The 22,787-nt window shown below is 68.3% G+C and carries 21 protein-coding genes; 5 read left to right on the top strand and 16 right to left on the bottom strand.

Annotation, left to right across the window (positions count from 1 at the left end):
• Positions 1-50 precede the first annotated feature (50 nt).
• On the top strand, positions 51-980 hold the full coding sequence (locus CJ179_RS45415; protein ID WP_095865797.1) for a phosphodiesterase: 930 nt from the start codon (positions 51-53) through the stop codon (positions 978-980).
• Here CJ179_RS45415 and CJ179_RS45410 read toward each other — a convergent pair whose 3' ends face one another.
• Complete coding sequence (locus CJ179_RS45410) at positions 981-1,334, bottom strand: helix-turn-helix domain-containing protein (protein ID WP_095865796.1); 354 nt, start codon at positions 1,332-1,334, stop codon at positions 981-983.
• Between the two features lie 57 nt (positions 1,335-1,391).
• Here CJ179_RS45410 and ppk2 point away from each other — a divergent pair, with 57 nt between their 5' ends.
• On the top strand, positions 1,392-2,333 hold the full coding sequence (gene ppk2, locus CJ179_RS45405; protein WP_072944257.1) for a polyphosphate kinase 2: 942 nt from the start codon (positions 1,392-1,394) through the stop codon (positions 2,331-2,333).
• Here ppk2 and CJ179_RS45400 read toward each other — a convergent pair whose 3' ends face one another.
• From CJ179_RS45400 to CJ179_RS45380, 5 genes are all read right to left on the bottom strand, one after another.
• On the bottom strand, positions 2,334-3,830 hold the full coding sequence (locus CJ179_RS45400; RefSeq protein ID WP_371851561.1) for a stealth family protein: 1,497 nt from the start codon (positions 3,828-3,830) through the stop codon (positions 2,334-2,336). It lies immediately after the preceding gene.
• 167 nt (positions 3,831-3,997) lie between these two features.
• Entirely contained in the window at positions 3,998-4,429 is a 432-nt protein-coding gene (locus CJ179_RS45395; protein WP_095865795.1) for a hypothetical protein, read from the bottom strand.
• A 43-nt stretch (positions 4,430-4,472) separates the two neighbouring features.
• Positions 4,473-4,889: a thioesterase family protein gene (locus CJ179_RS45390; protein WP_072944259.1), complete on the bottom strand. Its 417-nt coding sequence runs from the start codon at positions 4,887-4,889 to the stop codon at positions 4,473-4,475.
• Between the two features lie 53 nt (positions 4,890-4,942).
• Positions 4,943-6,094, bottom strand: a complete 1,152-nt coding sequence (locus CJ179_RS45385; RefSeq protein WP_095865794.1) for a DUF3322 domain-containing protein — start codon at positions 6,092-6,094, stop codon at positions 4,943-4,945.
• The gene (locus CJ179_RS45380) at positions 6,091-8,997 is read right to left on the bottom strand and encodes an ATP-binding protein (protein WP_257016182.1); all 2,907 of its coding nucleotides are present in this window, start codon (positions 8,995-8,997) and stop codon (positions 6,091-6,093) included. The genes CJ179_RS45385 and CJ179_RS45380 overlap by 4 nt, the downstream gene beginning before the upstream one ends.
• 55 nt (positions 8,998-9,052) lie before the next feature.
• Between CJ179_RS45380 and CJ179_RS53475 the strand changes: the two genes are divergently transcribed.
• Entirely contained in the window at positions 9,053-9,205 is a 153-nt protein-coding gene (locus CJ179_RS53475; protein WP_257016181.1) for a hypothetical protein, read from the top strand.
• On the opposite strand, the gene CJ179_RS53470 is transcribed toward CJ179_RS53475, so the two are convergent.
• The 5 genes from CJ179_RS53470 to CJ179_RS45360 form a co-directional block, all read right to left on the bottom strand.
• Positions 9,206-9,376 (bottom strand): ATP-binding protein, encoded by a 171-nt coding sequence (locus CJ179_RS53470; protein WP_257016180.1) that lies wholly within the window; start codon positions 9,374-9,376, stop codon positions 9,206-9,208.
• Complete coding sequence (locus CJ179_RS45375) at positions 9,373-9,978, bottom strand: DUF4194 domain-containing protein (protein WP_095865793.1); 606 nt, start codon at positions 9,976-9,978, stop codon at positions 9,373-9,375. The genes CJ179_RS53470 and CJ179_RS45375 overlap by 4 nt, the downstream gene beginning before the upstream one ends.
• Complete coding sequence (locus tag CJ179_RS45370; protein WP_095865792.1) at positions 9,975-11,471, bottom strand: DUF3375 domain-containing protein; 1,497 nt, start codon at positions 11,469-11,471, stop codon at positions 9,975-9,977. The genes CJ179_RS45375 and CJ179_RS45370 overlap by 4 nt, the downstream gene beginning before the upstream one ends.
• A 15-nt stretch (positions 11,472-11,486) precedes the next feature.
• On the bottom strand, positions 11,487-12,806 hold the full coding sequence (locus CJ179_RS45365) for a DUF2786 domain-containing protein (protein ID WP_244163762.1): 1,320 nt from the start codon (positions 12,804-12,806) through the stop codon (positions 11,487-11,489).
• Positions 12,807-12,896: 90 nt separating this feature from the next.
• Positions 12,897-16,109, bottom strand: a complete 3,213-nt coding sequence (locus CJ179_RS45360; RefSeq protein ID WP_095865791.1) for an SNF2-related protein — start codon at positions 16,107-16,109, stop codon at positions 12,897-12,899.
• Between the two features lie 134 nt (positions 16,110-16,243).
• Between CJ179_RS45360 and mddA the strand changes: the two genes are divergently transcribed.
• Positions 16,244-17,026, top strand: a complete 783-nt coding sequence (gene mddA, locus CJ179_RS45355) for a methanethiol S-methyltransferase (protein ID WP_095865790.1) — start codon at positions 16,244-16,246, stop codon at positions 17,024-17,026.
• Here mddA and CJ179_RS45350 read toward each other — a convergent pair whose 3' ends face one another.
• The 3 genes from CJ179_RS45350 to CJ179_RS45340 form a co-directional block, all read right to left on the bottom strand.
• Positions 17,027-17,755: an SDR family NAD(P)-dependent oxidoreductase gene (locus tag CJ179_RS45350; RefSeq protein ID WP_072946142.1), complete on the bottom strand. Its 729-nt coding sequence runs from the start codon at positions 17,753-17,755 to the stop codon at positions 17,027-17,029.
• Between the two features lie 27 nt (positions 17,756-17,782).
• On the bottom strand, positions 17,783-18,271 hold the full coding sequence (locus CJ179_RS45345) for a hypothetical protein (RefSeq protein WP_095865789.1): 489 nt from the start codon (positions 18,269-18,271) through the stop codon (positions 17,783-17,785).
• A gap of 79 nt (positions 18,272-18,350) precedes the next feature.
• Entirely contained in the window at positions 18,351-19,862 is a 1,512-nt protein-coding gene (locus tag CJ179_RS45340) for an ATP-dependent DNA ligase (RefSeq protein WP_095865788.1), read from the bottom strand.
• Positions 19,863-19,954: 92 nt separating this feature from the next.
• Here CJ179_RS45340 and CJ179_RS45335 point away from each other — a divergent pair, with 92 nt between their 5' ends.
• Positions 19,955-21,250 carry an NtaA/DmoA family FMN-dependent monooxygenase gene (locus CJ179_RS45335; RefSeq protein ID WP_095865787.1) on the top strand — a complete coding sequence of 432 codons (1,296 nt, stop codon included), beginning with the start codon at positions 19,955-19,957 and terminating at the stop codon, positions 21,248-21,250.
• Here the strand turns inward: CJ179_RS45335 and CJ179_RS45330 are convergent.
• Both CJ179_RS45330 and CJ179_RS45325 read right to left on the bottom strand, forming a co-directional pair.
• Positions 21,247-22,029: a DUF427 domain-containing protein gene (locus CJ179_RS45330; protein WP_095865786.1), complete on the bottom strand. Its 783-nt coding sequence runs from the start codon at positions 22,027-22,029 to the stop codon at positions 21,247-21,249. The genes CJ179_RS45335 and CJ179_RS45330 overlap by 4 nt on opposite strands.
• 45 nt (positions 22,030-22,074) lie before the next feature.
• The gene (locus CJ179_RS45325) at positions 22,075-22,722 is read right to left on the bottom strand and encodes a DUF998 domain-containing protein (protein ID WP_257016178.1); all 648 of its coding nucleotides are present in this window, start codon (positions 22,720-22,722) and stop codon (positions 22,075-22,077) included.
• Positions 22,723-22,787 lie beyond the last annotated feature (65 nt).

Below are 22,787 nucleotides of genomic sequence, written 5' to 3'. Positions count from 1 at the left end.
AGTCCACCCGGGCACCTGCCCCCGTCGGGGCGAGCGGAAGCGAGAGACCGATGAGCGGCACCGAGGCAGCCGACATACGGACGGCCGAGTATCCGCGACCGTCGCACTTCGTGCTGCACCTCAGCGACACCCATCTCGTCGACGACGCCCTGCTGTACGGGGCCGTCGACAGCGAGGCCACGCTGCGGCAGATCTTCACCGAGATCGAGGCGTCGCACGCCCGACCGGACGCCCTGGTGTTCACCGGCGACCTCACGGACCGCGGCCAGCCCGGCGCCTACGAGAAGCTGCGGGGGATCGTCGAACCGGTGGCCGCGTCGCTCGGTGCGCAGGTGATCTGGGCGATGGGCAACCACGACGACCGCGGCAACTTCCGGGCCGAACTGCTCGGGCAGGAACCGTCGTACGAGCCGATCGATCACGTCCACGACGTCGACGGGCTGCGCATCATCACCCTCGACACGACGGTCCCCGGCCGCCACCACGGGGAGATCTCCGAGAGCCAATTGATCTGGCTGGCACAGCAGCTCGCGGTCCCGGCGCCGCACGGGACCATCCTGGCGCTGCACCATCCGCCGGTGCCGTGTGTCCTCGACCTGGCGGTGCTGGTGGAATTGCGCGACCAACCGCGCCTCGCCGACGTGCTCCGCGGCAGCGACGTCCGGTCGATCCTCGCGGGGCATCTGCACTACTCGACGACGGCGACGTTCGCGGGCATCCCGGTCTCCGTCGCGTCGGCCACCTGCTACACCCAGGACCTCAACGTCCCCGCCGGGGCGCTGCGCGGACGCGACGGCGCCCAGGGCTACAACCTGGTGCACGTGTTCCCGGAGACGGTCGTGCACTCGGTGGTCCCGATCGGCAGCTACGACACCGTCGGCGAATACGTCACCGCCGAGGAAACCGGGCAGCGGCTCGCGGCCGAGGGCGTGCGGATTCCCGACGCCGGCGAACAGGCCGTCAAGCCCGTCCGGGTCTGATCAGCTGCTACGCGGGAACTTCTCCCGGTACGCCATGACGTCGGAGAGCCGGAAGCGGCGGTGGGTGCCGCGCATCTCGATGGGCAGCGCGCCGGAGTCGGCGAGCCGGCGCACGTAGGTGTCGGAGACGCCGAGGATCTCCGCGGCCTGTGACGTGGTGAGCAGGTCGGCCACCGCACCGAGCGCCACGCTCTGACCGTCGGCGAGGAGAGTGAGCAGTTCGAGGACGGCGTCCCGCGCGGGCTCGGGCAGCACCATTCCGTCGAGGGTGACGACCGGCGACCCGTCGAGGGCGGTCCGAAGCTCAGCCGCAACTTTCGAGTCGAGCGCGGAAACGATGTGGTCGATGCTCATGCCGTTTACGATCTCATGGGCCTGCCGGGCGACGGCGCAGAGCGGTAGCCTTTGCAGATGGACGAGTTGCGCGATCCCACAGCCTTCGAACTCGCACGCGCCGACCAGATCGACGTGACCCCGGAGATAGACGAGATCGGGGAGCTGCTGCGCAAGTCCGGCCGCAAACACGCGGCCGACGAGGACGAGCCCTGGCGGCACGGCTACCCCTACGACACGAAGATGACGCGGCGGCAGTACGAGAACCGCAAGCGGAAACTGCAGATCGAACTGCTCAAGTTCCAGGCCTGGGTGAAGGAGAACGGCGAGAAGGTCGTCATCATCTTCGAGGGCCGCGACGCCGCGGGCAAGGGTGGCGCGATCAAGCGCTTCACCGAACACCTCAACCCTCGTGGCGCGCGGGTGGTGGCGCTGGAGAAGCCCACCGAACGCGAACGCACCCAGTGGTACTTCCAGCGGTACGTACAGCACCTGCCCGCGGGCGGGGAGATCGTGATGATGGACCGCTCCTGGTACAACCGGGCCGGCGTCGAACGCGTCATGGGCTACTGCACCCCCAACGAGTACCTCGAGTTCACCCGGTCAGCGCCGGAGTTCGAGCGGATGCTGGTGCAGTCGGGCATCCACATCGTGAAGTTCTGGTTCTCCGTGGGCCGGGAGGAGCAGCACGCCCGGTTCGTCTCCCGCAGCACCGACCCCGTCAAGCAGTGGAAACTCTCACCCACCGACCTCGCGAGCCTCGACAAGTGGGACGCCTACACCGAGGCGAAAGAAGCCATGCTGTTCTACACCGACACCCCGCACGCGCCGTGGACCGTCGTGAAATCGAACGACAAGAAACGGGCCCGGCTCGAGGCGATCCGCTGGATCCTGCACCGCTTCGATTACACCGGCAAGGACGCACGCGTCGTGGGCAAACCCGACTCGCTCCTCATCGGTTCTCCCGCAACGGTCTACGACGAGGGTGAGCGCCCGGCCGACGCGTTCCCCAGCGTCTGATCAGATCCCGGTCTCCCACGGCGCCGGGATCGGGAAGTAGTTCTCCAGGAACTGTGTCACCTTCCGGGTCCGCAGCTCCAGGTCGATCTCGGGTGCGCTGCCGTCGTTGAGGCAGAAGAAGTCCATCGACCGCTTCGCGAGCAGCGAATCCATGTCGCGGAGCCCCGACTTCATGGTGGTGTCGACGTACTTCACCCGCGCCGCCGTCTGCACCACCGCGCGGCCGCTCATCAGCGCGTAGTAGTGATACAGCGAGTTCGTCACCGAAATGTTGGTGCTGGCCCGGAAAGTGCTTGCGGCAGTGGCGGCGAACTCGTCGGGGAACTCTTTCTCCATCTCCTCCATGACGCTCTTGCGGAGCGGGGTGGCGGCGTGCTCGAGGTGCCGGGTGGTCATCAGCCCGAACCGGTCCTGCAGCAGCCGGCGGTTGACGCGGGCCGCGTTCTCGAAGCCGCTGCGCTCGTCGTCGTTGTGGCCCAGCCCGATTCGGGTGGTCGCCTCGATGAACATGGTGATGCCGCCGGGGGAGAAGAACATCTGCGGGCCCACCGAGCGGCCGAAGAACATGTCGTCGTTCGAATACAGGAAGTGCTCAGCGAGCCCGGGGATGTGGTGCAACTGGCATTCCACGGCCTGCGAGTTGTGGGTGGGCAGCACCGACGGGTCGGCGAAGAACTCCTCGCTCGGCATGAACGTGACCCGCGGGTCGTCGGCCAGCCACGCCGGACGGTCGGAGTCGGTGGCCACGAAGATGCGGCGGACCCACGGCGCATACATGTGCACCGAACGCAACGCGTACTTGAGTTCGTCGATCTGCCGGAACCGGGCGGCGGAGTCGTCACCCTCACCGACCACGTAGTTCTGCATCCGCTTCGCGCGCTGCGCCTGGAACTCCGCCGACGAGCCGTCCACCCAGGAGAACACCAGGTCGACGTCGAAATTGATGTCCGACGCGTGGTCGGCGAACATGTTCTCGATGGTCGGCCACACCCGGCCGAACCGCTCCACGGTGCCGCGGACCGCCTCCTCCGACCGCACCACACGGCGGGTCAGTGAATTCTCCATCGGCAGCACGATCTCGTCGTCGCTGATCGACCACAGTTCGATCTGCACGCCCGTCGACGCCCCGTACGCCAGACCGCTGGCCAGGTGCACGCGCGGCCGGAACAACCGGAAGATGCGGGCCTTCGACGTCGCGGACAGGCTGCCGTCGGAGACGAGGACCGCGGGGCCCTTGGCGTCGACCGTCTTGGAGTAGAAAGGACGGTCCTCGCACGCGGCGACGAGCGCCGCACGCAACGCCTTGCGCTGCGCCCAGTTGATCGCGATCACCGGGCGTTCGTCGTTGCCCCGCACCAGCAGGTACTCGATGCCGGCCGCGTCGAGGACGTCGCGGACGAACAACAGGTCCTCGACCATCGCCTCGTGCGGCGTCGTGTGCGTGATCGGCAGCGCGAACCGGCCCTTGAACCGCACCACGTCGGGACGGTCCCGCAACCGCGACGACGCGGCGGCGGAGGCATGCGCGACAGCGTCGGCGGTCTCCTGCTCCGGAGGAACCAGGTACACGTCGTGCGGAGCAGAAGAATGAGTAATGTCGGGCCTTCCGGTGACGGTCGCGAGTGCGAACAGTGCCAGTGTAGGCCCAGGTTGCGGGGCGACGGTCAGTCGAGGACCGTGAAGAACGAGTCGCCGTCCTCGGCGGACCCGTCGATCTGACCGCGATCGGTGCGCGAGTCCTCCACGATGACGCCCTCGACGACGGCGGCGTGCTTGGTGCCGAACACCGGAATGTCGATCTCCTCGTCGTCGATGACGCGGTCGACGTCCTCGGTCAGCTCGTCGTCGGGCAGATCCCGCAACGACACCTCCTGCTGCTGCTCCAGCGGGGTATCGGGCTCCTCCTCGGACAACTTCTCGTCGAGCGACTCACCCTCGCGCTCCTCACGCAAGGTGGTACCGAACCGGTCGGCCTCACTCCAGCCGTCGGGCGGATCGACGACGTCGTCGCCGTCGTTGTTGCGCACGTCGTCGGAGTCCAGGCTCTCGCTGGGGCTCAGCGTGTCACCGGGCCCGTCTTCGATACTCATAACCATCAAATGCCCAGATCAGGCGTGGTTGAAACTTCGATGGTCGAGGTCAGGCGACAGCTCGAGCATCGCGCAAGGTCTCGAACGCCGCGATCTGTTCCGGCGACCACGGCGCCGAGTTCACGCGGCTCGAATCGAGGTGCACGAGTACGACGGTCAGCTCCGCGGCCTGCACGCCGTCCTGGTGGAGGGTGATCAGGAAGGTCAGCGAGGTGGTGCCGATCCGGTCGAGGGTGACGTCGACGTCCGCGGCGCCGGTGAACAGTTCGCGTCCGAAGTTGCTGACGACGTTCACGACGGCGGTCTGCGTGACCGGGTCGAGCAGGTCGCCGCATGCCTCGACGAGCGCCCGCTTCCACGCCACGGCGGCCGCCTCGTGCACACAGTAGAACGGCACATGGCGGCTCACGGACGCCGGCGCGTCCGGCGTGGCGTTGTTCCGCAGGGGGAGCGTGTAACGAGGCATGGATCGGACATTACTTTGCTGCCCGGACGGGCGTCGCAGCCGGAGGACGGCGACTACAGGTCCCGACCGAAGGCGGCGTTCAGTTGCTCGAGCACGTACGGCCAGGGGATCCGCTCCTGCTCCAGTCGGAGATCACCCTCGCGCAAAGACTCCAGGGCGGCGGCTTCGGACCCGGTCAGGTGGGACACTTCGGTGAACGTCGGTGACTGCTCCCGGACCGCGAGTCCCCGCCACCGGTCCAGGGTGGCCTGATCCATCAGCAGACTCCGCACGTGCGGAAGGTGCCGGCGCAGGCGGTCGAGGATGGCGAACCCGTGACTGTCGAGGTCGCCCCAGTACCAGACTTCCGAGCCGACCACCCACGGGACTTCGGCCAGTTCGTGGACCGTGTAGCCGCTGCCGTGCACCGCAACGGTGTCTGCCAGTGGCGGGAGCGCGTACAGGCCCTCCTTGTTCTCGAGAATCAGCGTGCGCGCCGGGTTCAGCGGCAACGTGGTGAGTTCCTCCAGGGAGGTGGCGAAGCGTCGCGGACTGCCGGCCAGCAGACCGGGATCGCACAATGCGAGATCGCGCAGGTGGGGAAGGCTTCGGATGCCGAGGTCCCGGCTGCCGCGAACGCCGTCGAGTAGCGTCTCCACCACGCCGCGGTGACGCGCGAGCCATTTCGTATCGACCCCCGGAACGGGAAGCTGACGAACGAAATACCCGGAGTTCGGTTGGTCGCTCAACCACCGCGCGATGGTGGTCAGCCTGCCGAAGTCGTCGTCGTCCAGATCGAGCCATTTCGCCGCGGTCGCGGCAACCGCGGCCGACAACTCCGGGGTGCCGGGACCGAGACGGTCGACGAGTGTGTCACGGCGCATCACCAGGGCGCGCCATTCGGTTGCGCGGCCACCCCCCGACGCGATCCGGCCGGCCCCGGCCAGCGTCAGCCGCACCGGCACCTCCTGGGTGCCGAAGCTCGGCCACCGCCGCGTCGCCCACTCCACCCGGCCGTCGCCGGCGTAGCCGCGCCAGGCGCGTACCCACGCGACGACCGTGTCGGGGTCCTCGGCAATCTGCTGCTCGGACGGCGGATGCAGCGCCACCGTCAGCGAATCCTGATCGGCGAAAACGGAGTCGGCCAGCCAGCGTCGTCGGCGACTGTTGTAGGCGGCCAGTGCCTTCGCAGCGGCTACGGGCGGCAGAACGCATCGGGTGCTCATGCGCTACCCACGTCGTCGAATTCGATGAGGCTGAGTTCGGTGTGCATCCGGTCGCGGATACTCACGGTCACCGCACCGCCGATGTACTCCTCGAGGGTGCCGAGCAACTTCAGCGGCGTCGCCAGCACCATGTGGAAACCGAACTGCGCGAACACGTCCAACGCCCGGCGTGTGTACGCGGAGTCGGCGCGGTCGAACGCCTCGTCCAGGATGACCGTGCCGTAACGGGGAAGGTCTGCACCGTCGGGTGCGAGCTGATACCGCAATGCCGCTGCCAGACAGAAGAACACGAGTTTCTGTGCCTGGCCGCCGGACAGTCCGGAGCTCGAATCGTGGTAGTTGCGAGCCTCTCCGGCGCCATCGATCTCGACGCCGATGAATCCCACGTGCAGGCGAGTGTCCAGGACCTGCCGCTGCCAGCGCTGATCCGCGGGTTCTTTCGAGGCCAGACGCTCCAGCACCGCCGCCATCCGCTCGAATCGCTCCTCGGCCGCGGGGCGCTGCTCGACGTCCCAACCACCGCTCGTGATCCGGGTCAGGTCGTCCAGCAGGTCGGCCGCCGCCGGCGAACGTCGCTCGCGGACGTCGATGCGCAACCACCGGTCGGTGTCGAACGCGGAGCGGCGCAATGAGTCGTTCACCGGGTCGATCCGGGATCGGATCTCCGCCGGCGCCTTGCGGATCGTGCGAGCGAGTTCGCCGATGTTGCGGTGTGACTGGTCGTGCAGCAGCTGGAAGAACCGATCTTCGTACCGGGGGAGACCGTCGGAGCGCAGCCGTTGGAGAATCGCCAGGGCGTCGTCGACGTATTCGGCGTCGACCCTCAACTCACCGCCGCGGGACTCCCACCGCGCCAGGTACTGCGACAGGATCCGGACGATCGACGCGCCGGCGGCAGACACCGCGTTCTGCGCCTCACCCCTGTCCTTGCCGATGCCCTGGCCTACCTGGAACAGCGCCCTGTCGATATTGTCCGATGTGACCCGGCGCGCGAACCTCTGAAACCGCGCCTTGATCCGGGCATCCACCGCATCGGGAGCAGTCTCGCTTGCGTCGAGTTCGGCCTGCGCGATCCTCGCTTCGAGTTCCGTGAGCGCCGTCCGGTGCACCGTCAAAGCTGTGTCCGCCTGACGCCGGGCCGCGTCGGCCTCGTTCTCCGCCTTCTTCGCGAGCTCGAGGTCAGCCGACACCGCGGAATGCTCCGGGTTGTCCTGCCGCCAGGAGTCGAGGCGGCCGTCCACCGCGTCGACGGCAGCCTGCGCCGCGCTGACGTCGACATCCGCCCACTGCGCATCGAGGATGGTCTGTGCTGCGCGATTCTGCCGGGCGATCCGCTGATCCTCACGGTCCAGCGCGTCGAGTCGGCTCGTGACGCCCGCGATCGTGACGTCGAGATCCGCGATTCGACGGCGAATGTCCTCGAGTTTGGTTTCGTTGTCGAATCCGAGAACCCACCGCCGCCGGTCGTCGATGCGGCTGCGGTCATCCTTCTCGTGCCGCTCCGTGGAGTGTTTGACCTGCCCGGCACGTGTCACGGCGCGGGCGTGATCCGCGAAGCCGGCCGCGGTGTCGACACATGCGTAGTCGTAGCGGTCCGCGAGATGGTGGTGGATCCACGGGGCGAGCGGACCGTCCGAGACCTCTACTCGGCGCACCAGCGACAGCGCCCCGGTCTTCGGCACCGTCGTCGGCGTGGCCCCGACCCGCACCCGGCGATACACGAGCCGCGCGCCGAGGTGGGTGGCGTCGACGGCCGCCGCGACCGCCGGATACACCTCCTCCGGGACGAGAAGGGTGCGCCCGAGACCGCCGAGGACCCGCTCGATGGGGCCGGTCCACTCGGAGTGCTCGTCCCGGACCGCGATCAACTCGCCCGCGAACGGCACGGTGTCATCGGGGACGCCCGCGGCGGAACAGATCGACTCCCGGGCGCGCAGCAGTCCCGGATCGATATTGGAGCGTCTTCGGGCGATGATCTCCCGATCGGTGATCAGCGCGGCGCGCTCCTTCTGCGCGGTGCCGCGCTGTTCGGCGAGGGGATAGCGGTCACCGAACCGCTCCTCGTGGGTGGTGGACGCCTGGCGCAACTGATCCTCGAGTTGCCCGCGCAACCGCGCGAACTCTTCGGCGGTCCCGGGAACGGTTCCCTCCCAGGCCGACACCGCCTCGGCGATCCGATCCCGCCTGGCACGCACCCGGGCCAACGTCTTCAGTTCTGCGTCTTGCTGCGCGTGGAGGGTGGCCAGCCGGCCGCCCCCGATGCCCTCGAGTTTCACGGTCAGATCGAGGGTTTCCTGGCGGGCGCGTTCGGCCGCTGCCGTGGCCTCGTCCGCGCCCGACTCCAGCAGGGGAGTCAGGGCGCGGCGTTCGGTGCGATCACCGCACAGCAGCGACAGCGTCATCTCGGCGTGAACCGCCCCGAGATGCGCGTTCTCCTCCTCCGTGTCCTGCAACGACTCGAGGCCGCGGCGCCGCGTGTCGGCCAGGTCGACGAGCGGTGTGAGCATCTCGACCTGAAGCCGTGCGTCGACGACGACGCGGTGGGCCTCCTGCAGATCGTGGAACTGGTTGACCGCGCGCTCGGCCATTGCGAACGTGCTCGGGGTGTCGAGCATGTAGTCGCGGAACAACTGGTCGAGGCTGCCGAGGCTTTTCGCGGACAACGTGCGGTGCAGCAGTCGCTGCGCGCCTTCCGTCGAGATGCCCAGGCGGGAGCGGAAACTGCGGGCGAACGGCGCGTAAGTCGGGTTGACGGCCGCCTCCGGCCACCGCTTACGGATTCCCCTCGTGTCGATACCGCGGGCCATGAACGCGCTGAAATCCGTCAGGTCCAGTTCGTGATCGAGAATGAGATGGAGGTGGCTGACATCGCCCGCCGCGTTCTGCCCCCGCCCGAGTTGCATGAGCTTGACGAGGGTGATCGGCGGATCGTCGGTGCCCGCGCGGTAGGTCAGGGCGATGCCGCTCCACGTCGCACCGGTCCGCAGGTACGAGGCGACCAGCCCCTCCGTGTCCGCGCCCGCCTCCCGCCGCCACGCACCCCGGATGTACGTGACGAAGTTGCGTCCCGAGTTCGTGGCCTCCTGCGCTGCCGCGTTGAACCGCAGCTGATTACCCGGGACCAGAACCGCCGAGATGGCATCGATGCGTGGACTTGCCGGAGCCGGAATTGCCGGTGATCAGGAACCCCTTGCGGGCCACCGCGAGATCGTGGTGGCCGTGCAACGTCCCCCAGTTGACGACCTGCACGCGCGCGAGTCGGCGTTGACCGGGATGGATCACGGTGTGCCCTCCTCCAGAATCCGCCGGAACTCCGCCTCGACGAGAGCGACCTGTTCGGCGTCGAACAGCTGCCGCAACACCGGGGAGACCTCCATCCGATCGTCGGTCGACGTCTTCGTGAGCAGCGAATACTTGTCGAGTTTCTTCCACGACGCGTTGATGCGCTTCGCGTAGCCGGCGGGGTCGGTGTCGCTCGCCGCGCGATACATCTCGAGCTGTTCGCGCAGTTCGTCGAGATCGACGATCACCCGTTCACCCGGTTGCGCGCGCAGCAGACGTTGGCGCAACGCGAGCAGCATGACCGTGTCCATGAAGGTCAGACGCTCGGTGCGCAGCACCGTGGGAGTACCGGCGTCGCCGGTTTCGGCGGGGCGGGTGAACGCCAGCTCGTTCTCGTCGTCGATGACGAGAACGAGAAACACGTCGGCGAGCCGGGACCGGAGGAGGCGCTCGTCCCGGATCACCGCGCGCCACACCTCGGGATGCTTGGCCGCGGTGACGAGCGGGCCCTTGAGCAGCTGCACGAAGGCGCGCCGCGTCTCCACATCCAATTCGCCGGTGTCTCCGGGGTACTGGCCGCGGGTCGTCGGCTCGTCGGTCATGTCGGGCTCCCCGTGGGTTCGAATGCCGGCCGGGTGGTGAACTCATCGGCGGCCGGATCGAACAGGCGACGACGAATCGTCGCCCGACGTGCGACGCCGGCTCCCGACACCCACTGAATGTCCTCGGTGCCGTCGATCGCGTGCCCGTGGTGGGTGGCAAGGACCATCAATCCCACCGCGCTCGCGAGCCCCTGAGTGGCGGGGTAGTCGCGCAGGACGTCACCGATCGTGGCGCGACCGTGCGCCCGCAGAGTGGCCGCGACGTTGTCGGACAATTCGTCCATATCGATCTCGGATTCTCGGACGAGCCTTCGGAGTTCGTCGAGATCGACGGTGCCGGCGTCGTGGGTGAGCACCGGTTCGGTGACGAGGTTGTCGGCGGGATTGTGCAGGCGAAGAGCTGCGACCGATTCGATGGTCATACCCACACGCACCAGATCGAGGTCGAGCAGGTCGTAGGGCCTACGACGTTTGGCCACGGCGACGGCACTCTGTTGCGCGGTGCGCAGCAACCGCTGCAGCCGGCGGTGTTCCTCGTAGTGACGAGACTGGACGAAGTGACGCAGCGACCGGGACAGCGAGGTCATCGTCGAATGCACCTCGGAGCCTGCCGTTTCCATCTCCGTCAGCAACGTCCGGAACCGCAATCTCTGATCGGTGGTCAGCATGGCGGCGAACGGCCGCTGCAGCACCGCGTCGATCCACTCGTCGATCTGCGACGACCGGGCCGGATCGAGAATCATGTCGTAGAACGCGGTGAAGCTGCGACCGGCGTCGGAGTCACCGATCAGGTCGACGCCGCGGAACACATCTCCCAGGGTGTCGCCGCGGTCACCGTCGTCGTCGAGGATGCGCGCCCGCAGATCACGGTTGAGTTCCTCGAGTTCGGCGCGGACCCGGGCGAAGTCCGCAGGGACCTCCGAGGCCAGCGCGAGAATCTCCGCGGAACGCTCGACGGCACGATCGCCGTCGAGGACCGTGAAAACCCCCGACTCCACCGCCGCGATCTGCTGATCGATCGCCGCCCGTTCGGTCAGCAGCGCGGTGAGACGAGTTTCCGTGCGCGGATCGGAATCCCGGGCCAGAGCCTGCAACTGGGTGGAGAGCGTGGTCAGGCGGGATTCGGTGGCCGAACTCGCCTGACTGGTGAGATTCGCGACGAACGCCATCGCGGCGAACGCGCCCTCGGTCGGTTCCAGAGTCTCTTCCCGGGTACCGGCCGCCGCTCGGCGGAGCAGATAACCGGACCGCACCCACTCGGTGCAGTACGCCTGACCGGTGCGCGGGAAGTCGAGGCCCTCGTCGCGCATCGTCTGAAGGTCGGAGTCCAAGCGGGCGAACAGTTCCGGAGCCGGGAGGCGTCGGGTCCCGCGATCGAAGTGCCGGCCCAGCAGCGCCAGAATCGCCGGCGCCGTGTCGGCCCGCAGCAGCGTCCACGCGGCGTGGTCCTGGCGCAGGCGAAGAAGCCGATGGACGTCGGCGGTGATGGACATCGGACTCCTCTCGGTTCAGCCGGTGATGCGTTCCCGGCCGCCGGTCAGGTCGGCCAGCTCGGCGGCCACACGCCCCGCCTGCCAGCCGTGCTCATTGGTGATCGAATGCGACGTCGTGACGACCGAGGGGAACTGCTCCTCGAACACCGAACCCACCGCCTCGCTGCGCTCGGCCATGATCGGCACCAGTTCCTTGCCGTACTGACTGGACGCGTCGCGGCCGGCCTGTTCCCGGGCGATCGTGAGCCGTTCCCCGATCCGGGTGGCAAACGCGAGGAGGAACGAGCGACGGAAGCTGGGTGAGCGTTTCACCCGATCACCGCCCGCCTCGCTCAACGCGTGGGACGCCTGAACGAGCAGCGAGGTGAACAGCATTTCGCTGAGATCCAGATCGACGGGCATCCCGACCATGCTGACGAGGCCGAATCGTTGGTGCCAGAGCACGCGCACATTGTTGGTCTTCGCCACACAATGCAGCAACTGCACCTTCGCTTCGGGGTACGGATTGTCGACGAGCAACCGGCGGGTGACCACCTGATCGGTCAGTGAGGTGTGTGCATGCGCGTCGATCACAGCGCTGTCGATCGCATACCGGGTCATCAGATCCTGCGCCTTCGCCGAAAGGGTCTCCGCTTCCTCGGCGAACGTGGTCGCTTCGGCCTTGGCCAGCAGGCCGCGGATGCGGGAGAGCACCTTGGGTTCGGCCCCACGCTTGGCGGGCCGTGACGCAGCCGCCCCGGTCACCCAGTTCGGTGGTGTGGCCATCAGCGGCGTGAGAGGGGCCAGGTAGTTGCAGAAGCCGAGGAGCGACAGGATCGCCGTCCAGGTGGCCGTCGTCTCGGCGTTCTCTGCCGCACGCCAGGCGGACAGTCGACCGCGGGCAGGTGCGTCGTCGGCGCCGATGTTCAGCTCGTCGAGCTGCTCGCGCCACGGCTCCGGGGCACTCTTGTGTGCCGAGGTGCGGCCGGCATGGGAGCCGATCGCCGCGACCGTCAGCCGGGCGGTGCGCGCACCGAATTCCCGGCGCACCGCGTGCACCAACTCGGCCGGCTGCCACCCCGAGGCGAACGCGTGGTCCATCGACGCGTCGAGTAATTGCGAGACCCGGTCCAGGGCAGCGCCGGCAACGGGTGAACCCTCGAGCTCCGCCAGGTCGTCGACCGTCCGGCGCAGCGACTCCGCATTCGCCGACGGCCCGAACGCGAACTCGATTCCCGCGAAGATCAACGATCCGGCGTCGATCTCGGCACGGAACTCACGATGTTGCCGGGCACCGCCGCGTTGCTGCTTCTTACGTTTGCGTGCGGCCCGGTTCTGCTGGCTGTTGCGGCTCACAGCGCCCTCCTCGCTCGGTGTGAACAATTGCGTTCCTATCAGGACTCCCCGACAGCATCGGGGGTCCGAAGCGAGGCGCGTCGGCCCGCGTCACTCGAACAACCCGCGGAGGTCGTCGGCGTCGAGGCTGGAGCTGAGCAGGGAGTCGGCGTCCATCACACTCGCGAACAACGCCGACTTCTTCGCCTTCAGCGCCATCACCTTGTCTTCGATCGTGTCCTTCGCGATCAGGCGATACACCATCACGTTGCGGGTCTGCCCGATCCGGTGCGCCCGGTCCACGGCCTGGGCCTCCGTTGCCGGGTTCCACCACGGGTCGAGGATGAAGCAGTAATCGGCCTCCGTGAGGTTCAGCCCGAAGCCGCCGGCCTTGAGGCTGATGAGGAACACCGGGGCGGCGCCCTCCTTGAACTCGCGGAGAACGTCGCCGCGACGACGGGTGCTGCCGTCGAGGTAGCTGTGCGCGACGCCGGCGTCCGCGAGTCGGTCGCGGATCTTGCCGAGGAACCCGGTGAACTGGCTGAACACCAGCGCCCGGTGACCGCCCGCGACGACGTCGGTGAGCTGCTCGAGCAGGGCGTCCACCTTCGCGGACGGGACGTCGTGGTATTCGTCGTCCACCAGACCGGCGTCAAGGCTCAGCTGCCGCAGCAGCGTGAGCGACTGCAGGATCGTGAAGCGGTTCTTGTCGACGTCGGCGAGCAGACCCAGGATCTTCTGCCGCTCACGCTGCAGATGGGTGTCGTAGACCTTGCGGTGCCGCGGGTGCAGCTCGACGTCGAGCACCTGCTCCTGCTTCGCCGGAAGATCCTTCACCACTTGCTCTTTGGTGCGGCGCAGCATCAGCGGCTTCACGCGGCGGCGCAGCTGTGCCAGAAGCTCCGTATCGCCCTGCTTCTCGATCGGTTTGCGGTAGTAGTCGGTGAACCGGGCCGGATTCGGGAACAGCCCCGGGGCGGTGATCGACAGGAGCGACCACAGCTCCATCAGGTTGTTCTCCATCGGCGTGCCGGTGATCGCCAGCTTGAACGGAGTCTCGAGTCGGCGGACGCACTGGTAGATCTTGGACTGATGGTTCTTGGTGAACTGCGCCTCGTCGAGGATCAACCCCGACCACGCCGACTCCGCATAGGCGTCGAACTCGAGGCGGAACAGGGTGTACGACGTGACGACGATGTCGGCACCCCGGACCAGTTCGTTCAGCGGAACCTTGCGTCGTGTCAGGGTGTCGGAGATCGCGACGACGGTCGCGCCGGGGGCGAAGCGGGCCGATTCGGACTCCCAGTTCGACACGACACTGGTGGGGGCGATGATGAGGAACGACGGCGCGTCCGGATTCGACTGCCGCGCATGGCAGATCAATGCCAGTGCCTGCAGCGTCTTGCCGAGTCCCATGTCGTCGGCGAGGATGCCGCCGAGCCCGTGCTCCCACAGGAAGCTCAGCCAGCGGAACCCCTCCAGCTGGTACGGGCGCAGCCGGGCGTCGAGCGTGCTCGGAACGTCCGCGGGCCCGACGGTGGTCGGGGCCATCAGTCCGTCCACCTGCTGCCGCCACTGCGTCGACTGCTTCTCGACGGTGCCGAGCGCGGCGAACTCGTCCCACAGGCTCGCCTGGAAACGGCTCAACCGCAACGACCCGTCCGCGCGTTCGCGGAGAGCCCGCGCCTCGTCGATCAGCTTGCGCAGCGTGTGGAGCTCGGGTTTGTCGAGGGAGAAGTAGGCGCCGTCGGGCAGCAGTAGTTCGGTCTTCCCAGCGGTCAGCGCCGAGAAGACCTGGTCGAACGGAACGTCCCGGCCCTCCACTGAGAGGGTCACGCCGAGGTCGAACCAGTCGGTGCCGCCCTCGGATTCGGTGACGGACACCCCGATGACCAGGGAGTCGCCGGCCTCCCGGTAGTCGGCCGCTTCGCCCGACACATCGATCGACACGTCGGACTTGCCGTGGAGCAGAGGCAGGACCTCGGTGGTGAACCGCATCGTGTCGAGTCCGCGCAACGCCGTCGACTCCGGGCCGCTCGACCCCAACCCGTACCTGTCCCAGGCGATGTCGAGTTCGTCGAGCAGTATGCGTTCGCGGGCGTCGTCCCGATACTCGTCGCCGGGGGTCCGGGCCGAGAGCGGCGTGCGATGCTCGTCGTCCCCGACGGTGTACAGCCACTCCCAATCGACGGTGACCTCATGGTCGGGGAGATACGACGCCCGCATCACCAGGGTGGGCTCGGAGATCTCGGGTGGTACGAACGAGCCGTCCGAGGAGATGACCGTGGCGAGGTTGCGCAACTTCGGCAGGAAGTCCGTCAGGAAACGGGACTGCTCGGCGGCGGGAACCTCGATGGGTGTGCGGCGGCGCACCAGGTCCTGCAGGGGAGCGGGGACGGTCGCGTCGAGCCGGGCGAGATGTATGCGGTCGTCCGCGTCGACGTAGAACAGGCCGTGGGCCCGGACGCCAATGAAGCCGACGGTCGCTGCGTCGACGGGTCGACCGTCGATCCGGACCACCGGCTGCACCACGAGAGAGCCCGTGGCCTCGTCGCGGGTGGCGTCGAGGCAGACCTCGGCCGTGCGGTAGGGGCCGAGCGCGCCCAGACGCTTGGAGGAGTGGATGAGCTCGACACCAACCCGGGCCGCCTCGTCGAGCAGCGACCACAGCTGGCGGCTGGCGAAGACCCCGAGGTCGAGATCGGTGTAGTTCTGGCGGCGATAGGTCAGACCCCCGTCGGCCAGCAGGTGGATCTCGTGCAGCACCCGGATCTGCTCGGCGGGATGCTGGAACTGGCTGCCCAGCTTGTTCCACGCCAGCCCGCCGACGATCCAGCCCCTGCTGCCCGGCTGGACGGGCCGTACCAGCAACCGAGGTGCCGCGCCGGCAGCCGACGCCTGCACCCGGAACTGGATGGCGAGCGGCGAGCGTCCGCCGGAGTCGCCGAACGGATCGGCGGTGAGGAGGGAACCGAGGGAGCGTTCCCAGGTGGGCGCGACCGCCGCCTGGGCCTCGGACCTCGCCTGCATCATCGCGGTGATCAGCAGGGCGGCGACGTGCTTGCAGTTCATGCCGACCGGACACGTGCAGATCCCGTACCGGTACACGGTGCGGCCACCGCTGGAGACGACGAACGCCGACGCGGAGTACGGCTCCCTCGCCGTGCCCGCCACCTCGCCCCACAGCTCCTTGGCCGCCAGATCCCACGACATCTCGATGACCGCGTGGTCGCGGGCGTACTGCTCGCCGCGGCGGTACGTGGTGGTGCCGAGGACCGCCTTGATCGACGCCATATCGATGTCGCGCAAGTCCCCGGGAAGCATGGCCACAGAGTAGTCAACCGCTCCGACAGGTCCCCGGGGTGCGATGAGTCCCACCCCAGGGTTACTGGTCGCGCCCGTCGCGCGGCCGGAGACTTCGGTGCGTCGGGGGAAACCCATGGATCGGAGAGAACATCATGGCCGAGATGGTCGAGCCACCGCAGAAACACCGCACCGGCGGCGTCGCCAGAACACTGATCACCGTGTACGGAACGGTCGTGTACGTCACGTTCCTGGTCGTGTTCCTCTACGCGATGGGATGGGTCGAGGGCCTCGTCGTGCCCCACACGATCAACGACGGACCCGCCGCCCCCGTCGCGGTCGCGGTGGTCGTCGACGTGGCGCTACTCATGATTTTCGCCATGCAGCATTCGGTGATGGCCAGGCCCTGGTTCAAGAAGCGCTGGACGAAGATCGTCCCGGAACCGATGGAGCGCTCGACCTACGTACTGTTCGCCACGGCCGCTTTGGCGCTGATGATGTGGCAATGGCGTCCGCTGCCCGACCAGATCTGGCACGTGGAGACGAGCTGGGTCCGCGTCGCGATCTTCGCCGTGTCGCTCGGCGGATGGGCCCTCGTGCTGGCCGCTACGTTCGCCATCGACCACTTCGATCTGTTCGGGGTGCGTCAGGTGCTGCGAAATCAGAGCGGGAAGTCGGCTCTGCCCAGCCACTTTCGGACACCCGTGCTGTACCGGGTGATCCGGCACCCGCTGTACGCCGGTTTCATCATCGCGTTCTGGGTGGCGCCGACCATGACCTGGGGCCGGCTGCTGTTCGCCGTCGGGACCACCGGCTTCATCCTGGTCGCTGTGCGTTTCGAGGAACACGACCTGATCGACACGTTCGGCGACGACTATCGCACCTACCGCACGCGGGTGCCGATGCTCGTCCCGAGGTGCGGCGCAAAGCCGAGGTAGTCACAGACCGCCGGCGACGGCGATGGTCGTGGCGGTGACGTAGGACGCCTGGTGGGACAGGGCCCACAGCACCGCCTCGGCGATCTCCTCGGGTGTCGCGACCCGGCCGAGGGGGATCCGACCGGCGACCCGTTCGGGTCGCCCCGGGTCGCCCGCGGCCGCGTGGATGTCGGTGTCGGTGGTGCCGGGAGCGACGCCGACGACCCGGATGTTCGCGCTCGCCAGTTCCCGCCCGAGCCCCGTGGTGAGACTGTCGACGGCCGCCTTCGAGGCCGCGTAGCCGACGTATTCGCCGGGTGCCCCGGTTCCCGCCGCGACCGAACTGAGGTTGACGAGCACGCCGGGGCGCCCCTCCCGGACCCAGTGCTCGGCCGCCGCGCGGGCGTAATTGATCGTTCCGAACACGTTGACGTCGAACACCTCCCGCAGCGACGCGTCCGTGGTGGTGAGGAAGGTGCCGAGCGGACCGGTGGTCCCCGCATTGTTGACCACCGCGGTCAGTTGCCCGCGCTCGTCGGCCGCGCCCACCACGGCCGCGGCCAGTGCGGCGTCGCGCACATCGGCACGCACGGCGGTGGCGCGGATCCCGCACTGGTGCACGAGGTGGGCGGCGGCCTCGTCGTCGTTCTGATAGGTGAACGTCACCTGATAGCCGCGATGGACGGCCAGGCGCACGACGGCGGCGCCGATGCCGCGCGACCCACCGGTGACGAGGATGTGTTCGCTCACCATACGAGCGTATCCGGGTGGGCGCGGTCAGCGCGCGGGCCTGCCGAACGTGATGCTCGGCGCCGTCACCGTGATCGACGCGATGCGGACCGTGAGACCGGGGGCGGGCGGCGGTTCGGCGTCGATGACGGTGGGGTGATAGTCGACCTGCTCGGGCACCGGACGGGCCGGTGAGAAGACACTCCGGACCACCCCCATCGGCGTGCGGGCGATCGCGTCGGCCGACTGCTGGATCTGCTCGAGCGTCCGGAACATCGTGTCGACATTGTCGGACTGCCTGCCCGTGCTCACGGCCTCGACCACCGGCCGCATCGTCCGCAGCAGGAACACGACCTCTTCGAGCAGTTCCTCGGTGAGCCGGAGGATGCGGAACGACGTCTTTCCGACCTCGATCGGCACGGTGACCGTACACACGGCGACGCGGACGGGACCCTCCGCCGCCTCGGCCGCCCTCCGGTACGCGTCCTCGACCACCGGGGCGACACACGACGGCACGAAGCGGGAAACGAATGTCACTGGTCGACTCCCTCGCGGCACGGCGACTTGCTGTGCCGGGGAGGCTACCGCCCCGGCGGGCGCCACGCAGGACGAGCGCTCACCCCGGAAGCAGGGCGCGGACGGCGTCGATGGTGTCGGCGTCGGCGGCCGCCTTGTCGGGGCGATACCGCAGCACGCGCGCGAACCGCAGGGCGAGCCCGCCGGGGTAGCGGGAACTGACCTGGACGCCGTCGAGTTCGATCTCCACGACGAGGTCGGGGTGCAGGTACACGGTGTGGTCGTCGCGGCGGCGTTCGTGGTGAGGGAATTCGTCCGTCTGCCACTGCAGCAGCGCGTCGGTGAGGCCCTTGAACGTCTTGCCCACCATGATCGGTGCGCCGCCGTCCGGGTCGCGCGCCCCGAGGTGCAGATTGGACAGGTATCCGGTGCGCCGCCCGTACCCCCACTCCGCGCCGAGCACCACCAGATCGAGGGTGTGCTCCGGTTTCACCTTCTGCCAGGCGCGGCCACGTCGTCCCGCCGCGTACGGGGCGGTGAGCGACTTGACCATCACACCCTCGTGCCCGGCGGCGAGTGCGTCGTCGAAATGGGTTGCGGCCCCCTCGCTGTCGGGGCGGATCAGGCCGGGGATGCGGTGTTGCGGCGCGACCCGTTCCAGCGCGTCCAACCGCTGCTCGAGCGGAGCGTCCAGCAGGTCGACGCCGTCGAGATGCAGGCAGTCGAAGAAGTACGGGTGCAGCAGCAGGTCGCGGGAAGACTCGGCGCCGAAGCGGCTCATCGTCTCCTGGAACGGCCGGGGCCTGCCGCTGTCGGTGAGCGCCAGCGTCTCCCCGTCGAACACCGCCGACGTACACGGCAGGCCCGCGACGAGTTCGACCAGTTCCGGCACGCTGCCGGTGATCTCACGCAGGGTGCGAGTGAAGATGTGCACCTCGTCGCCGTTGCGGTGCACCTGGATGCGGGCCCCGTCGAGTTTGTATTCGACACTGACATCACCGCCGAGTTCGGTCCACGCGTCGGTGAGTGATTCGGCGGGGGAGGCCAGCATGGGCCGGATCGGACGACCCACCTCCAGCCGGAACGCGGTGAGCGCGTCCACGCCACCGTCGAACGCCGCGACCGCCGTTGCGGGCAGCCGTCCCGACAACATGAACGCCCGGCGCACCGGTTCGACGGGAAGATCGGCGGCCGCCGCGATCGCGTCCGTCATCACCCCCTCCAGTGCGCCCTGGCGGAGGTCGCCGGTGACCAGCCGGATCAGGAAATCCCGCTCGTCGGTGGTGGTGCGAGAGAACAGGTCCGCGAGCAGTTCACGCCTGCGTACCGCCGACCCGGAGCCGGTGACCTCGGCGACGGCGGAGACGGTCCCGTCGACCTCGGACACCGTGACGGACCCGACGTCGACGGGCGTCGCCGGAATGTCCGCGACTGTCCGCCAGCCGATTCCGATGCGGCCCTGCCGGAGTTCCCCGGACAGCCACGCGACCACCGGTTCCACCTCGGACGGCTCCAGCCGGGTGAGGACCTCGCGGAGCGCCCCGACCTTCACCTTCCGCGACCGGGTGGCACCCACGTCCCGGGACGTCGCGACGATCTGCGAGAACAGCACACCCCGACGGTAGCGGGACGGTGTCGTGGGCGGTCAGAATCCGGCTGATCCGAACGCTGGGCCGACCGGCCCGCCGTCCCTAGGCTGGGCGAATGAGTACTGCGCGACGCCGCCCACTGAAGACGGTGACGGGAGTCAGCGGCGCCGTCAGCACCTATGCGGCGGCGATCGACCCGCAGCAGTCGACCGTCGCCTCCTCGATCGAGATCGCGAAGATCGCGGAGGCAAACAAGTTCGACGCGCTGTTCGCCGCAGACCTCCTCAGTTTCGGGGCGCAGGGCGCGATCGGCGCGCAGGAACCGCTGATCTTCCTGTCCGCGCTGAGCGCCGTGACCTCGCACGTCGGGCTGATTGCGACGGTGACCACCACGTTCCACCACCCGTACAACCTCGCGCGGCTGTTCGGCACCCTCGACCACGTGAGCAACGGACGCGCGGCCTGGAACGCCGTGACGTCGTCGCTGGGTGAGGAGAACTACAGCGACCGCGACCTCCCCAGCCCCGAGGAACGGTACGCCCGGGCAACGGAATCCCTCGAAGTCGTCAACGCCCTGTTCGACAGCTGGGAACCCGGGGCGCTCACGCCCGACGGTGCCGGAGGTACCAGGCTCGACGCCGGCCGGGTGCGGCCGATCGACCACACGGGCACCTATTTCACAGTCAAGGGTCCGCTCAACATCCCGCCGCTGCCGCAGCGCCGTCCCGTGCAGTTCCAGGCCGGCCAATCCGCGGCCGGCGTGGAACTCGGCGCCCGCTTCGCCGAGGTGGTGTTCACGTCGCTGCCCACCCTCGAGGACGCCGTCACCTACACCAAGAGCATCCGGGCGCGGGCCGCCGAACTCGGCCGCGCCGACGGGCTGCCCCTGATCATGAGTTCGTTCCACGCCACCTACGGCGCGTCCGAGGACGAGGTGCGCCGGCTCGTCCGGGAGCAGGAGGAGGCCACCGACCTCGACGCGGGCCGGATCCGGCTCGAGGACATGTTCGGTGGCGACATCGACCTGTCCGGGCTGCCGCTCGACAAGCCGATCCCGGCCGACGTCCTGCCCGACGTCCACTCGGTGAACCGTCGCCGCGGCCGGGTCGAGATCTTCAGCCGTCTCGCCGCGTCCGGGCGGACGCTGCGTGAGCTGATCATCGCGTCCAAGGACACCGGCCACTGGGCGGTCGCGGGAACACCCGAGCAACTCGTCGACGCCGTACAGGAACGCTACGACGCCGGTGTTCTCGACGTCATCTCCCTCGGCGGGCTCGCCGACGAACGAACCCGGGACTTCGTCGTCAACGGGTTGCTGCCCGAACTGCGGCGACGCGGAATCGTCGGCGACGACTACGTGGGCGGCACGTTCCGGGACAACCTCGAACTGCCGCCGCTGCCGGCCCGCTAGTTCTCCACCGGTGTGCCGTCGACGACGATCCGCACACGGTCCGGGTAGAACGAGACGTGGTCGTCGATGCCCGACGCCTCCGCGGTGGTGAACGGGTAGAACCAGGCGGCGTCCTCCACCGGATCGGTGCTCTCGGACCCGGTGAACGACAGATACGACGCCGTCCCCTTGTACGGGCAGGACGTCCTGGTATCGGAGGCGGTGAAGAACTCGGACCGCACGTCGATGCGGGGAATGTAGTAGCGCACCGGCAGTGACGTCTCGAACAGCAGACGCGGGCGGACCGTGTCGGCGACCAGGGTGTCGCCGACGAAGACCTCCACGTGCCGCGACGACGGCAGCACATCCACCCGGACGTACGGGTCGCGGGCGTGGACGAACACCTGCTGATCCTCCTCGTACCAGGCGTCCATCCGGTGCCAGTAGAACGCGACGTACGCGCTGAGGTCGAGGGAATCCGCGAGTTTCTCGTCGTAACCCCACACCGACTGTTCGGCGCGCCGGTCGCCGACGACGAGATCCCAGTACCGCGCCTTGCCCTTCCACGGGCAGGTGGTGGTCGCGTCGACGGGCTCGAGGACGTCGAAGTTCACGTCGTCGCGGGGAATGTAGTAGACGGGCAGGTGTCCCTTCTCGAACAGGTACACCGACCGGGTGGTGTCGGCGACCGCCTGACCGCCGAAGAACACCCGGAGGCGCTTGCGATTGGGTTCGATCGAGATGCGGCCGTTCTCCGCGACCTGCTGAGAAGCGGCGGCATGCGTGAGGGCTGTGGACATCACTCCATGGTGGCACCTTCGGCGCCCCGTGCGCCTTTTTGGTAGTCAGAGCAACCAGAACGGCGCACGGGCGCGAAGCGCACTGAACCCGGCGGTCACGACCCACACCGTGAACGGGTACAGGGCCAGGCGTTCGGTGATCCCGAACGGTCCCTCGCGGAGGAGGATCGCCGCCATCCCGACGATCCCGACCAGGCAGCACAGGCCTGTCCACAGTGCGAAGACGCGCCACCGCCCGTACAGCCCGATCGCGACGACGATCATGGCGGCGTTGCGCGCGACGAACGTCGGGGTCGCGACGACCTGGTGGAGGTGGGCGTCCACGTCGATCGGAACCACGCCGGTCAGCGCGGCGCTGACAGCGGCCACACCGAACAAGGCCAGCGCGACGCGGCGGAGGAGGCCGGGTGGGAGGAACTCGCGCAGGCACACCGCCCCGACGAGGATGAGCACCCCGGTCAGCACGAAGGCGCTGTTGATCACCGTGTGCAGCGGCGAGCAGAGCCTGGTGGCAGCAGACCCGTCGCAGCCCGTGACACCCAGATTGCTGACGGAATTCGTCCGCACCCGGTACGGCCGCGGCCAGGCCCGCGCGGTCACGACCTCCGCGAGGAAATACAGGGCGATCAGCACCCACGCAGCGCCACCCACCCGCACGGCCAGCTGTCGCCGGGCGGGTGCAGACGTTCGCACGACGCTCACCCCTCCGTACCGTACCGACTCACGGAGTGGATTGTTGACAATCTTCGGGGGCGGCT

The sequence above is a fragment of the Rhodococcus sp. ACS1 genome (assembly GCF_002300155.1).
Taxonomy (GTDB): domain Bacteria; phylum Actinomycetota; class Actinomycetes; order Mycobacteriales; family Mycobacteriaceae; genus Rhodococcus_F; species Rhodococcus_F koreensis.
Note: the sequence above shows the minus strand (reverse complement) of the source record. Positions and strands in the feature narration are given on the sequence as shown.

Bases quoted from the DNA above. Each gene is read 5' to 3' on its own strand.
- CJ179_RS45415 (WP_095865797.1), top strand. From the start codon at position 51: ATGAGCGGCACCGAGGCAGCCGACATACGGACGGCCGAGTATCCGCGA.
- CJ179_RS45410 (WP_095865796.1), bottom strand. From the start codon at position 1,334: ATGAGCATCGACCACATCGTTTCCGCGCTCGACTCGAAAGTTGCGGCT.
- ppk2 (WP_072944257.1), top strand. From the start codon at position 1,392: ATGGACGAGTTGCGCGATCCCACAGCCTTCGAACTCGCACGCGCCGAC.
- CJ179_RS45395 (WP_095865795.1), bottom strand. From the start codon at position 4,429: ATGGTTATGAGTATCGAAGACGGGCCCGGTGACACGCTGAGCCCCAGC.
- CJ179_RS45390 (WP_072944259.1), bottom strand. From the start codon at position 4,889: ATGCCTCGTTACACGCTCCCCCTGCGGAACAACGCCACGCCGGACGCG.
- CJ179_RS45385 (WP_095865794.1), bottom strand. From the start codon at position 6,094: ATGAGCACCCGATGCGTTCTGCCGCCCGTAGCCGCTGCGAAGGCACTG.
- CJ179_RS45380 (WP_257016182.1), bottom strand. From the start codon at position 8,997: ATGCAACTCGGGCGGGGGCAGAACGCGGCGGGCGATGTCAGCCACCTC.
- CJ179_RS53475 (WP_257016181.1), top strand. From the start codon at position 9,053: ATGCCGCTCCACGTCGCACCGGTCCGCAGGTACGAGGCGACCAGCCCC.
- CJ179_RS45375 (WP_095865793.1), bottom strand. From the start codon at position 9,978: ATGACCGACGAGCCGACGACCCGCGGCCAGTACCCCGGAGACACCGGC.
- CJ179_RS45370 (WP_095865792.1), bottom strand. From the start codon at position 11,471: ATGTCCATCACCGCCGACGTCCATCGGCTTCTTCGCCTGCGCCAGGAC.
- CJ179_RS45360 (WP_095865791.1), bottom strand. From the start codon at position 16,109: ATGCTTCCCGGGGACTTGCGCGACATCGATATGGCGTCGATCAAGGCG.
- mddA (WP_095865790.1), top strand. From the start codon at position 16,244: ATGGCCGAGATGGTCGAGCCACCGCAGAAACACCGCACCGGCGGCGTC.
- CJ179_RS45335 (WP_095865787.1), top strand. From the start codon at position 19,955: ATGAGTACTGCGCGACGCCGCCCACTGAAGACGGTGACGGGAGTCAGC.
- CJ179_RS45330 (WP_095865786.1), bottom strand. From the start codon at position 22,029: ATGTCCACAGCCCTCACGCATGCCGCCGCTTCTCAGCAGGTCGCGGAG.